This window comes from Streptacidiphilus jeojiensis (genome assembly GCF_042510965.1).
In the GTDB taxonomy this organism is placed as follows: domain Bacteria; phylum Actinomycetota; class Actinomycetes; order Streptomycetales; family Streptomycetaceae; genus Streptacidiphilus; species Streptacidiphilus jeojiensis.
The window spans coordinates 275,707-289,428 of sequence record NZ_JBEUKS010000002.1 but is presented as its reverse complement, the minus strand read 5'-3'; the positions used below and the strand labels follow the sequence as shown (position 1 = coordinate 289,428).

Sequence of the window (13,722 nt, the reverse complement as noted above, 5' to 3'; positions counted from 1 at the left end):
GTATCCCCGCAATACCGGGCGGAATATGCCCGGTATTCGTCCTAGCCTCGGCAGAGCAGGAGAACCCGACCGGCCCACCAGGAGACCACCATGGACTTCGTATCGATCCGCATCATCACCGACGACGTCGCACGCCTCGTCGACTTCTACGAGCGCGCGACCGGCGTCCGGGCCGCCTGGTCCACCCCGGACTTCGCCGAGCTCAGCACCGCCTCGGCCACCCTGGCCATCGCCGGCACCCGCACCGTCCCGCTCTTCGCCCCGGACGCCGCCCGCCCGTCCGACAACCACTCGGTGATCATCGAGTTCCTCGTCGACGACGTGGACACCGTCCACCAGAACCTGACCGTCTCCGTCGAGGAGTTCGTCACCGAGCCCACCACCATGCCCTGGGGCAACCGCTCCCTGCTTCTCCGCGACCCGGACGGCAACCTCGTCAACTTCTTCACCCCGGTCACCCCAGCCGCCATCGCCAAGTTCGCAACACCTTCGCCGTGACGGCACTCGCGCACTCAGCCGAGATCATGCCCGGCAGGACAGTACGCTGAGGCGAGCAGCACCGGAACTTTCGAGCATCCTCGAAGGAGGTACGCCATGACCGCAGAGATGGTCGCACCCGCATGGATGCACGCGCAGATCAGCGCGGAAGAGTACGACTCCTGGTCCGAGGAGCAGTGCGCCGGCATTGAGATCGTGGACGGGATGGTCGTCGTGAGTCCGAGTGCGTCCAAGCGGCACAACCGGTTGGCCCGGATCCTGGCCAACGCCCTGGATGCCGCCGCAGGTCCGGACTGGAACGCCGACACGGACTTCGACGTCCGTCTTCAGGACGTCCCGCTCACCAACCGGCGTCCGGACGTCGTCGTGTACCGGGCGGAGACCATCGACTTCGCGCCCACCCGCCCCGAGCATGTGCTCTTGGTGGTCGAGGTCGTTTCGCCGGGCTCGGAGACCACGGACCGGATCGTGAAGGTGGACCAGTACGCCAAGGCCGGCATCCCCTTCTACTGGCGCATCGAGCAGGCTGCCAACGGGGTACCCGTGGTCTACACATACGTTCTCGATCCAGCCAGTAGGGCCTACCGGGACGGCGAGATGTTCGCCGGCACGATCAAGGCGGCCGTACCGTTCCCCGTCACGGTCGACCTGGGCACCGTCTGACCGGTCGATCCCACTGCCTCGACATCATCCGCACCGAGAAACGATCAAGGCCCAGGCCCCCAGCTACGTAGCGGTTGGCCTGGGCCCTTGTCGTGCGGGCCGATGCCTCGGCGGGGTGTGCCCTAGGCAAGGCACTCCACAGAACCGAATCGACGCACCACCGGCGGTGGCTAAGAGAACGCTGGTCATCCACGGCACGGTACAAGTGGGCTGCGGACGCGGCCGGCCCCGAACAGGCGGTGATCACCCGATACGGTGACCCTGGCCAGTGGGCCTGCCGACGCAGCAGGCCCGGGTCACACGCCGCGGGCCGATCGATGGATACAGGTCAGGCCTCTTCGACGGCTACGCACTGCCAGATCAATTCTTGAAGATCGAATGCAGCCTCTCGAATCTTGGTCCGCATCGATGGATTCTCGTATGCTTCGACGAACGAATCCATTGTGGGCAAAATATCAACAAGGACGTTTACGGCCAGGCGCGGAATTGTATCACTTTCCGCCCACGTCACTGCACATGCCGCCAAGGCTTCCTTTAGAGCCACATACGACGCCTCATTGAATCCGTCGCGCATCCGCATTGGGACGCTGAAATTCTCCCATGCTGCAACAAGTTCAGCAGTTGCCGTGTCATTCATTTACTATCCTCCAGTCACCCAAGATATTGCCTCTGGCGGAACCAAGCCTTCCAACAGTACCTCCTGTGATGCGTTGGCAAATCTACTGGCAGTGATACCGGTGACGCCCGCTGCCTGTCGACCGGCTGCAGTGGACAGGTCTGTCACTGGACCGCCAAACTTGGCCAGGTCAATGGCAACCATCCGCCCCGAGGCCCACTTCTGGGCGACAGCCAGACTTCTTGTCGTAGAAATGAACTGCGATGCCCATCCCGCACGACTTCCATTTGCCACGTGCCCTGCTGGCATGTAGGTCGCATTCGGGTTCTTCGCAGTGAGGCCGTTCGCCGGATCCTCGTCCGGGCGAAGATTCCGATAGACGATGTTCTCTTCTGCCGCCGCGTCATCTACTACTGCAGACCCGGCGCCATCCTCGGCTGCGGCAGTGGCGAGAGCACCGACATCAGCCACTTCAAGGCCGTCGGTAACGGGGTCAAGGCCGCCCTGGACAATGTTGAGGCCAGTGAGGAAAACCGCCCCCATGCTCAGCCCGAAGGTCTTCCAGCCGGATCCCGACTGATGTTCCTGGGCCGCCTTGACCGCCTGCGCGCGGGCTGCATTCTCTCTTTCGTCGGCGGCGAGGCGGTCTTGGTAGACCTTGGCTTCGCGGGCTGCGGCGGCCTTGGCGTAGTTGTCGTCGATCATGTAGTGCGCCGGGTTGGCGCGGTAGCGGGCGTAGCTGGTGCGGCTGGCTGCGTCGTGCTTGACGACCTGGGTCCACTTGTAGTGGCCGTTGGTGACGGTGTAGCCGGCCGTCATGCCGCGTTCGGCAGCCCAGGCGTTGTCGGCGCTGGTGCCTCCGTCGGTGGGTCCGAGGGGGCGCAGGCCGCTGGGGTCGGCTTGGCCGATGGGGTTGTCTCGGGTGTAGCTGTAGCCGTTGAGGAGTTGGTCGTCGGTTGCCTCGAAGAGGGGGTCGAGGCTGATGAAGCGTCCGATGGTGGGGTCGTACTGGCGAGCTCCGAGTTGGGTGAGTCCGGTGTTGGTGTCGGCTGGTGCGTTGAGGAACCCTCGGTTGTCGATCCAGGTGACGGCGGTGCCGCGGGTGTCGCCGTAGGGGGTGAACTGGCGCCAGGTGGGGGTCTGGGCGGTGTTGTCCAAGTACACGCTGCTGGTGCCGTGCTGGTCGGTGACCTCGAAGTAGTAGGCCGCGCCGGTTCCGGTGCGGACCACGGTGCCGCCGCCGGGCAGGGCGAGGTAGCGGACTCCGGTGGTGGTGGTTCCGGTCAGGGTGAGTTGTTCGCCAGGCAGGTACAGGGTGGTGGAGGTGGGGTCCTGCTGGAGCAGGACGTTGCCTTCGGCGTCGTAGATGTAGTTGGTGGTGCCGCTCTTGCCGCCGGCGACCTGGGTGAGTTGGCCGGCGTTGTTCCAGTTGAGGGTCTGGTTGCCGGAGGCGGCGGTGTTGCGGGTGAGGGTGTTGCCGTCCTTGTCGTAGGTGTAACTGGTGGCGGTGGTGCTGGCGCCGCTGGCCTGCGTGCTAGTGAGGGTGTGGGGCTGGCTGGTGCTGTTGCCGTTGTAGGTGTAGCCGGTGGTGGTGTCGGTGCCACCGGTGGTGGAGTGGTCGACCTGGCTGGTGCGCTGGCCGAGGAGGTCGAAGCTCCAGCTGGTCCAGTAGGCGGCGCCGCCTGAGAGCTGGTCGCCCACGGTGGTGTGGCTGCTGGTGGTCGGGGTGGCGGCGCAGGAGTCGTTGGCGGTCCAGGCCTGGGTGAGGCGGTCGAGCTGGTCGTACTGGTAGCACTGGGTCTCGGTGGCGCTGGCGGCGCCCATGCGGGTGGAGACCTGCTGGGTGAGGTTGCCGGCCGGGTCGTAGGTGTAGGCCTGTTCGTCGACCGGGGCCGGGGTGGTGGTGCGGCTGGTGAGTTGGTCGGTCAACGCCCCGGTGTGGGGGTCGTAGCCGTTGGTGAGGTAGGCGAGGTTGGTGCCGGAGCCGAGGGTCTCCTGGGCGATCTGGCCGTAGGCGGTGTAGTTGGTCTTCTGGGCGTAGCCGTAGCCGGTGTCGCCAAGCCCGGAGGGCAGGTCGAGGGCGGTGCTGTAGGTGTGGGTGACGACCTCGCTGGGCAGACCGCCGCCCAGGGGGTAGTTGTCGGTGGCCAGGAGGCCGGTGGTGGTGCTGTAGGTGTGCTTGAAGGTGTAGGTCTTGCCGCCGAGCGACCCTTGGGCTGCTGGGATCGTCACGGATTCGCCGAGGGACTCGCCGAAGACGTTGAACCCGAGTTGCTGGGTGACGTCCTGGTTGCCGCTGTTGTAGGCGGTTTCGGTGGTCACTTGGCCGATGGCGTCGGTGACCCCGGAGACGGCGTTGTCGTTGTCGTAGACCCAGGAGGCGGTTTCGTTGCCGGCGGCCTGGGTTGCCGTGGTTGCGGCGTACTCAGCGGTTTTGCGGTCCAGCTTGTCGTAGGTGTACGAGACCGACTTGCCCAGTGCGTCGGTGGTCTGGGTCAGGTTGCCGTCGGCGTCGTAGACCATGCTGGAGGTGCCGGCGTCAGGGTCCTGCTTGCTGACGGCCTGTCCGAGCAGGTTGTAGCTGGTGGTCCAGGTGCTGCCGGCGCTGGCGGTGGTGGCCTGGTTGCCGTGGCCGTCGTAGCCGTAGGAGATCGGGTTGCTGGTGCCCCCCGTGGTGTACCAGGTACCGGTGAAGGTGTTGGCGGGCTTGGTCAGCGTCGGTGCGACGGTGTAGGAGTCGACCTCGGTGGTGCGGCCCATGGGGTCGGTGCGGGTGGTCTTGACGCTGCCGCCGGTCGGAGGGATGACCGTGGTGGAGTCCCCGTTGTAGACCGTGCTGGTTTCCTGCTTGAGCAGGGCGTACTGCTGGGAGTCGTCGACCACGGTGCGGCCCAGGCCGTCGAAGGTGTAGACGTCCTGGTTGGGGATCTGGGAGTCCTGCACCGAGACGAGTGCCAGGGTGGGCACGGCGGCGGAGTCCCAGTAGCTGTTGTTCTTCTTGCGGACCCAGCCGTGGGAGTCGTAGAACGACTCGGTGATCAGGCGGCCGCCCTGCGGCGTGGGTGTCTGGGTCTGGCGGGTGCGGCCCAGGGAGTCCTCGATGGAGACCGAGGTCGCGTAGCCCAGGGAGTCGTTCAGCTTCTGGGTGGTGGTCCCGGACAGCCCGCTCTGGGAGACCGTGTAGGCATTGATCTCGTCCGCCGGTGCGGTGGTGGGACGGTTGTGCAGCCATGTGGAGGTGGCGCGGCCCAGTGCGTCGTACTGGACGGTGCTGGTCAGTGCGTTGGCGTCAGTAGTGGTGAGGATCAGACCGCGGGTGGGGTCGATCGTGGTGCTGGTCTTCTGGTTCTTGGCGTTGGTGGTGCTGGTGCCCGTGGTCAGTCCGACAGCGCTGAGGGTGTAGGTGTTGGTGGTCGTGTTGCCCTTGGCGTCGTTGGAGGCCAGGACACGGCCGTAGCTGTCGTACGTGGTCTGGGCCGAGGTCTGCCAGGCGAAGGCGCCACCGGTGTAGTCGGAGGCGGTGCGGATCATGGTGGGATCGCCGACGGTCGGCGCGGCGGTCTGCGGGAACGTGGTGGAGAACGCCGGGTCGTCGTAGAAGGTCTGCGTGGCGGCCACGACCTGCGCCGGACGGCTGACCGTGACCGGAGCCGCGAGGGTGTTGAGGGCCTTGGGCACGGAAGGGGTCGAGTTCTCGGTGAACCCGGAGCAGGCGACCGAGTCGGTCTCCTTGGAGGAGACCAGTCCCACCAGGTTGAGCGTGGTGTTGGCGGCTGCGTAGGCGGTGCTGGTGCACTGGTCGTAGGCGCTGGTGGCCGGCACCGTGTGGGTGTAGCTGTAGGTCGGCAGGGCGAAGGTGGCGCTGGTGGTGGCCGCGTCGTAGCTGGTGTCGGTCTCCGTGGTGCGCCAGCCGCTGGTGCCGCCGTCGGTGGTGGCCTGGCGGGTCCAGGTTTCGGCGGGTGCGGTCGCGTTGGCGGTCAGGTCGGGCAGGCCTGCGCGGGTTCGGGTGGCCAGGGGCGCCGAGATCCAGTACGAGATGATCGACGAGTGGTCGATCGGGCCGCCGGTGCCGTTGTAGCTGGTGGTCTCCAGCGGCTGGCCGGCGAGCTGGTCGCTGTCGGTGTGGTTGCCGCCCTGGGAGTCGGTCACCGAGACCGACCGGGTGGAGCTGGAGGACAGCCAGTCGCCGTCCATGCCGCGGTAGTAGGAGGTGACCGCCTCGGTCTTGGGGTCGTTGCTGCCGTCGCCGGTCTGCGTCTCGACGCTGGCGTAGCCGCGGAACTGGCCCCAGGTGCGGTACTTGGCCTTGACGACCTCGTTGTCGTCGTAGTGCCAGGCCGCGCCGCCGTTGTAGGTGTAGTCGGTCTCCTCGGCGACCGCGCCGCCGGTGGTGTCGGTCTGCAGGACCTGGGTGACGGCGTACTTCTGGAACCAGTCGGTGATCGGCGCGGTGTAGTCCTTGGGGGTCCACGACACCGGGTAGCACGACTTGGTGTTGCTGGACGGTGCCGCGGTGCCCACGTACGCGGTGGTGCAGGCGTCGGGCAGGCCGTAGCTGACCGAGGTCACTCCACCGGTCTCGCTGGTGACCGAGGCGATGCGGTAGCGGTACAGGCCGGGGAAGTTGCTGGTGTCGACGCGGTTCTGCAGGTCGATGCCGGTGAACTTCACCGCCGGGAGCTTGATCGGGCTGCTGGAGCCGCCGGCGGTGGTGTCGTCGCCCTCATGGGTGATGGAGGACAGCCACAGGGTCGGTGAGGTTCCGTCGCCGGTCGCCGGCTCCGACTGGCCAAGGGTGTAGGTGTCCAGGGCCTGGTACTTGGAGGCGGTGGTGGAGTACTGCTGCACCGTGATCGAGGAAAGCCGCACGGTGGAGAAGTACGAGGGGCTGTACGGCGTGCAGGTGGCACCGGAGGCGCAGACCAGGTCGAAGGGAACGTCCGGGTACTCGCTGGCCGCGGTGGTGGCCGACAACGGGTCGCAGGTGGTGGCGGTGCAGCGGCTGGCAGTGGTGAACACCACCTGGTCGGGGACGGTGCCGTAGGCGCCGCCGGCACGGTAGCCGTAGTCGATACGGGCCAGGTGGGAATCGCGGACGTAGGAGACGTTGTGTGCGCCGTTGTCCTCGCCGTAGTAGTTGGTGTCCTGGTTGTACCAGTAGGACATGGCGTTGCCGTGGGCGTCGGTGACGTAGTCCAGGTGCCAGCGGTAGGCCATGGTGCACACCGAGGAGGTGAACCCGGCCGCGTTGTAGCAGGGGTCACCGGAGTGGGCGGAGTACACCGGCTCCGAGTCGACCGAGTTGGTGGTGGCCTTGCCTGAGGTCCAGCCGGGCAGCTCGTTGCGGCCGAACTGGTAGGTGGTGCCGTTGCGGTCGGTGACGGTCCAGTAGTCGGTGTTGTAGGTGCCGGAGCCGTTGTTGGAGCCGGTGACGTGGGTGACCTTCTCCCCCGCGCCGTCGGCGCCGACCCAGTTGCCTGCGGCGTCCTTCAGCAGTGAGGTGGACGCTCCGTTCAAGGACAGGGTCAGGATCGGACCGTCGTAGCACTGGTCGTTGGTGGCCACCGGGGAGGCGCTGCCCTCGGGGCTGTCCGAGCAGGAGGCGAAGCCCTGTTCGATGAACGAGTCGGGGGTGTCCCAGCCGTCGCCGGCCCACGAGGACTGCGCCTGGGTCGCGGAGGTCTTGCCGTCCACCGATCCGGAGTCGTAGGACAGGGCGACGGTCGGCTTCAGGTCGCCGGAGGCGTCGGCGAGCTGGATGTCGTAGGAGTAGGTGAACGACCCCGAGGAGCCGCTCTGAGCCCAGGAGCCCGAAGGGCTCAGCGAGGTGGCCGAGTAGGTTCCAGCCGCGCCACCGCTGCCGGCGCTGGCCGAGGTCGCGGCCAGGACCGTGTCCGCGCCTGTGGCCACCGCAGTGGTCAGTGCGGCCTTGGTCACGGTTCCATCGGCCCCCTTGGGGGACGCCGGCGCGGGAGTCAGACCGACGGTCGCCGAAAGGTTCTCGGACTTGGTGTCGCGCATGGTGACAAGCGGTGTCTGTGTACGGCAGCTCGCCAGCTGCGGGGTGGTCAGCGCGCAGGCCGGCAACTGGACCAGGTGCAGGCGGTCGGCGTAGTTGCCGCCGTAGGCCTGGGCGAAGCTGCTGTAGTTGAGGCCGACCTGGACGTCGCCCTTGCGGCCGTCGGTGGCGCCCACGCTGAAGACGACGCCGGCGATGCCGAGCTTGCTCGCGTCGGCGTGGGGCTGGACGTGGACCGCGACGTTCGTCGGTCCCTGATAGGCGCCCGTTTTCGGGGCTATGCCCTTGGCCCAGACGGGACTTGAGGAGCCATCTGCCGGTGTTGATGCCCCGGGTGTGAGCGGGGACTGGGCGGAGGAGGCTGTCGGCCAGGTCGTGGCACCGGCGCGATAGGCGCGGGTGGTCTGGTCGGTGACCTTGGCCTTCTTCGGCTGCAGGGTGGTCACGCCGCTCACCGGGGTCACCCCGGCGGCCTTGGGCGCGCCGACGTGGGTGGAGGCGATGGCGGGGCCGGTGGCCGCGATCAGCGGGGTGGTCAGTGCCAGGACCGTCAGTGCGCTCAGCCACTGTCGGCGCACTCGCGCGCCGTGCGTGCGCTGCCGGAACCACGCGATTCGGCCCATAGCCAACCCCGCCCTGTCTTTCTGGGTGCCCGATGGGCATGACGAACGAACCAGCTGTTCAGAGCCGGTGCTGCGGCTGTGACTATGGCAGAGGTTCGTCGACAAACGGAACGGACTATTCCGGACATCTCTTCACAAGTGGAGGTAAGAGTTCCGCAAGAGATCCGTCGGCGAACCATTAGAAAAACGGACATTTGCATCCTTAGTGAGCCAGCTGTGGGCCTGCTGACCGTGTCCACTAGCTGTGTCACGCCCCAGGTCAAGCGGCGTTTCCCGATTCACGCCGCCCGCGTGCCGGATCCACAGAACCAGTAAGAGGTGCTCGTCTTGTTGAGACCTGTTCCGCTGCGGCGCGCGTTCGCCGCCAGCCTCGCGGCCGCCCTGAGCGCGGCATCGCTCACCGCCGCCATATCCCCCGCGCACGCGGCGACCGGCGCAGGGGCCGGCACCTCGTCAAAGGTCCTGGTGGACGAGACCACAGCCTCAGCACGTGCGAAGGCGAGCGGAACCAAGGTGGCCGTGGACGCGGCGACCACGCCCACAGAGACCGAAACCGCCAATCCTGACGGCTCGTTCACGCTCAACCAGTCAGCACAGCCGGTGCGCAAGTACACCGGTGGAGAGTGGAAGGCACTGGACGCCGACCTGTCGCGCAACAGCGACGGAACCCTCTCCCCGAGCCTGTCGACCACGAACCTGTCTCTGTCCGACGGCGGCAACGGGCCGCTGGCGGTGATGAACGACCACGGGCGCTCCCTGGCGTTGACGCTGCCGTCGTCCATTCCCAGCCTGCCCACCCCCACCGTGTCCGGTGACACCGCCACCTACGCTGCGGTCCTGCCCGGGGTGGACCTGCAGGTCACCGCCGACGACCAGGGCGGCTTCTCCGAGGTCCTGGTCGTCAAGAGCGCTGTCGCAGCAGCCAACCCGGACCTGGCGAGCCTGGACTTCACCGCCCAGAGCAAGGGTGTGGCCCTGGCCACCGACACCGCCGGCAACATCGCCGCCAAGGACTCGCGCGGCTTCACAGTCTTCGCCGCGCCCGCTCCGCGCATGTGGGACTCCGCTACGTCCTCTGCTCCGACGCCGGCCGCCGGCGCGACCGTCAACGAGGCGTCGCCGACCCCGACACCGTCAGCATCTGCCCCGGCAGGCTCCTCCGACGGCGCACCGGCCACCTCCAGTGCCGCCGCCCCCGGCCGGGCCGCCCATGTGGCCGGGATCAAGGCCCGCTACCAGTCGGGGAAGATCCAGCTGACCCCCGACGCCTCGATGCTGATCGGCAAGTCGACCGTGTACCCGCTTTACATCGACCCGTCCTACACCGCCGGCGGCGGAACCCTGCAGGCGTGGACGTACGTCCAGTCCTACTACTCAGGAACCAGCTTCTGGAAGAACACCGACGCCGCCGGCCTGGGTGTGGGCTACGAGAGCTGGGAAACGCCTGCTCACCAGACCCGGACGTTCGCCCAGTTGAGTGTGGACGGCCGCCTCAAGGGTGCCCAGGTGCTCTCGTCCACGTTCTACGCGACCGAAATCTTCTCTTATTCGTGTACTGCATCTCCGGTCGAACTCTGGCAGACCGGCGCCATCAGTTCCGCCACCACCTGGGACCACCAGCCGACATGGCAGAGCAAGTTGGACTCCAAGACCGTTGCCCACGGGCAGTCCAGTTCCTGCCCCGCCGCATCCGTGGGTTGGAACACGACTGCGGCCATGCAGAGCGCTGCCAACCAGTCCACTTTCCAGTCCCAGATCACCCTGGGTCTGCGTGCCGGTGACGAGAACGACACGAATGGCTGGAAGCGGTTCGACCATTCGACCATGTCGATGTCGACCACCTTCGACCACAAGCCCGCCGTCCCGACCAACCTGACGACCTCGCCGGCCAGCACCTGCACCGGTGGCGTCAAGACTCTCGGCCACGGCGACATCACCCTGGACGCGGGCGTGTCCGACCCGGACGGCGGCACCCTCAGCGCCACCTTCAACATCTTCAAGACGTCCGGCGGCGCCAACATCACTACCCAGACCGTCAGCGCGCCCTCCGGGCACAACGCCGTCTACACCCTCACCGAGGCCAACCTCGACAAATGGCTGGGCACGACAGCGGCGACCGGAGTCTCCTGGCAGATCTCCTCGGTCACTGACGGGACCTACCCGGTCGGCCCGTCCAAGACCTGCGCCTTCACCTACGATCCCACCAGCCCCGGTGCTCCGACCGTGAACGACTCGTCGGGCAAGGACTGCAACGACCCCACGTCACCGGTGACCTATCAGGTCGGCACCCCCGCCACCTTCACCGTCGTCGCGAACGCCAAGGGAAGCGCCCCCGCCAGCTACCTCTACCAGCTCAACGCCGGCGCGCCCCTGTCCACCAGCGGCTCCATCACCCTCACCCCCACCCGCGGCACCAACGTGCTGACCGTCACCTCAGTCTCCTCCGGCGGCAATATCGGCCAGACCCGCACGTGCTACATCTACGCAGCGCCACTGACCACCCCGGCAGCCGACGGTGACCTCAACGGCGACGGCACCGCGGACCTGACCGTGGTCGGCGGACAGGCCAACCTGCCCCCCGGTCTGTGGTTGGCCAGCGGACGTAACAGCACCCAGATCGCCACCGCCGCAACCCAAATCGGCCCGGACGGCCCCGGCCTCAACACCGCCGGCACCGCGAGCGACTGGAACGGCACTCAGGCCATCACCGGACACTTCAACACTGGCAACGGCTTCAACGACGTCGTCGACTACAACCCGAGCACCGGCTACGGCTTCCTCCTGGACGGCAACGGAGACGGCTCAGCCTTTTCCACACCCACCTCCGACAACTCAAGCAATCTGTCCAACACCCCATTCAGCGACGCCGCCGGCGACAAAGCCACGAGCGTCGCCAATGGCGGAGGCCTCTACAACACCCTCAACGGGAACCCGGCCACCGGCTACGCCGACCTACTGCTGGTGCTGAACGGACACCTGCTCGACGAGGCCTCCGACCCCGCCGCAGGTGCCTTCGCCGGCCCCGACAACGCCTTGGACCTCGGAGCGACCAACCCGGCAGGCACCGGTGACTGGACCGGCTGGACGCTGACCACCACCCAGATCGGCGGCCTGCCCGCCTTGTTTGCCCGCGACGCCAGCGGCGGCAACGACGGCCTGTACTACTACAGCCCCAGCGACCTGCAGCAGCTCGCCTACGGCACCGCCGTCACCGCGCTCAAGGCAGCGAGCGGTGACTGGTCCACCGCCGCAGCACCCGTGCTCCAGGCTGCCGACCTCAACGGCGACGGAACCCCCGACCTGCGCAAGGTCGACTCCACCGGCCACGTCACCGCTTACCTGTTCAACGGCACCGCCCTGACTGCACAGGCCGCCCAGACGCTCAGCAGCGCCACCCACAACTGGTCGCTCGCCGACTACGACGCCAGCAAGCTCACCGCAAGCGACGCCACCACCTCCACAGCGCTCGCACTGACCGGCACCGCGGGCGTAACCGCCAACACCGGTGACCTGTTCGACCCCGACGTCGCCCTCGATGCGAGCAAGTCCGGCTACCTGCACACCACCGGCAAAGCCGTGGATCTGACGCAGAGCTTCACCGTGTCCGTCTGGGCCAAGCCCACCAGCTACAGCACCTCCATCCTGTCCCAGGATGGAGCGGCCAACTCCGGCTTCAGCCTGTCCGCCGGTGCCAGCGGCTGGGGCTTCGCCCTGAACACCGGTAACGGCGCAGCCTGGAGTTTCGACTCCATCGGCGGCGGCACCGTCCAACTCGGTGCCTGGACCCACCTGACCGCGACGTACACCAAGCTCAGCGCGAGCGCCGGGGTCATGAACCTCTACGTCGACGACATCTTCGTCGCCACCGGCACCCACACCGCCCCGTCAACAGGTGCTACCGGCAACTTCACGCTCGGCTCGGACCTCCACAACTCGACCCGCGGCGACTTCTACGACGGTCAACTCGCCGATGCCCAGGCCTGGAACGGCAGTGCCCTGGCCCCCAGCCAGCCCTACACCCCCGGCAGCTACCACCAGGCCGTAACGCCCACCCGCATCCTGGACACCCGCACGGCCAGCGGCCTGACCTACGCCCACGGCGTCACCGCCGGCACCAGCACTGTGCCCGGAGAATCCACCTTCCCCCTGCAGATCAGTGGTGACACCGTCACCCCGTCCACCAGCGGAGCCCCCACCAAGATCCCTGCCTCCGTCACGGCCGTCGCCATCGACGTCACCGCCGTCAACGAGACCGACTCAGGGTTCGTGACCGCCTACGCCGACGGAACCCAGCGCCCCATCACCTCGTCCACCAACTTCGCCGCGAACACCACAGTCACCGGCTACCAGATCGTCCCCGTGGGCCCGGACGGCAAGATCGACCTGTTCACCCACGGCAACACCACCGACACCGCAGCCCTGATCGTCGACGTCACCGGATACTTCACCACCGACGCAGGGCTGACGGGTGACCAGACGTACACCCCCCTGACCACCGCGACCCGGGCACTGGACACCCGCAGCAGCACCGCCAACACCACCGGGCTCAGTGCCACCGGCACCGTGCCGGCCAACACCACGTTCACCCTCAAGATCGATGGCCTGACCGGGGTGCCGGCCAACGCCACGGCGGTCGCAGCCAACCTCACCACGGCGAGCGCCACGGGCTCCGGCTACCTCCAGGCCTACGCCACCGGAGCCGCTCCCGCAGCCGACACCAGCCTGACCTACGACACCTCCAGCGCCCTGTCCTCCATGTCGGCGGACATCCCCATCGGTACGAACGGAACCATCAGCATTCACAACGCCGGGAGTGCCACAGCGATCCTGGTCGACATCTCGGGCTACTACACCACCGGCACCACCGGTGGGCAGACCTACCACGCGGTCAACCCCACCCGCCTCGTCGACACCCGCAACGGCACCGGCGCATCCAGCGTCGCCCCGCTCGCCGCCACCGGCGCCGGCGCGACCTACACGGTCAGTGCCTCCGACACCCAGCAGGTGACCACCGCCACCACCCCCACTCTGGTCACCATGCTGACCGCAACCAACACCGGCACCGGCGGCTACCTCACCGCCTACTCCGGAGCCACCCCGCCCACGACCTCAAACGTCAACTTCTCCGCCAGCGACACCATCGCCAACCTCGCCCTGACCCCCACCGACTCCTCCGACCAGATCAACATCACCAACCACAGCACCGGCACCACCGACCTCATCGTCGACTGCAGCGGCTACTTCAACTGACACCCCATCACCAACGGGCGGTCCCGGGGCTGGGCATCCAGCCCTGGGACGCC

General features: G+C 67.3%; 5 protein-coding genes. 3 read left to right on the top strand and 2 right to left on the bottom strand.

What is annotated here, in order from left to right; all coding sequences use genetic code 11:
* Positions 1-90: 90 nt before the first annotated feature.
* Both ABUW04_RS07160 and ABUW04_RS07155 read left to right on the top strand, forming a co-directional pair.
* Positions 91-498 (top strand): VOC family protein, encoded by a 408-nt coding sequence (locus ABUW04_RS07160; RefSeq protein WP_380563628.1) that lies wholly within the window; start codon positions 91-93, stop codon positions 496-498.
* Between the two features lie 96 nt (positions 499-594).
* Positions 595-1,161, top strand: a complete 567-nt coding sequence (locus ABUW04_RS07155) for a Uma2 family endonuclease (RefSeq protein WP_380563627.1) — start codon at positions 595-597, stop codon at positions 1,159-1,161.
* Positions 1,162-1,489: 328 nt separating this feature from the next.
* Here ABUW04_RS07155 and ABUW04_RS07150 read toward each other — a convergent pair whose 3' ends face one another.
* Together ABUW04_RS07150 and ABUW04_RS07145 are read right to left on the bottom strand one after the other, a co-directional pair.
* Positions 1,490-1,798, bottom strand: coding sequence for a hypothetical protein (locus tag ABUW04_RS07150; protein ID WP_380563626.1), 309 nt, complete (start codon positions 1,796-1,798; stop codon positions 1,490-1,492).
* A gap of 3 nt (positions 1,799-1,801) precedes the next feature.
* Positions 1,802-8,419 carry an RHS repeat domain-containing protein gene (locus ABUW04_RS07145; protein ID WP_380563625.1) on the bottom strand — a complete coding sequence of 2,206 codons (6,618 nt, stop codon included), beginning with the start codon at positions 8,417-8,419 and terminating at the stop codon, positions 1,802-1,804.
* Positions 8,420-8,749: 330 nt separating this feature from the next.
* On the opposite strand from ABUW04_RS07145, the gene ABUW04_RS07140 reads away from it, so the two are divergent.
* Positions 8,750-13,669, top strand: a complete 4,920-nt coding sequence (locus tag ABUW04_RS07140) for a beta strand repeat-containing protein (protein WP_380563624.1) — start codon at positions 8,750-8,752, stop codon at positions 13,667-13,669.
* Positions 13,670-13,722 lie beyond the last annotated feature (53 nt).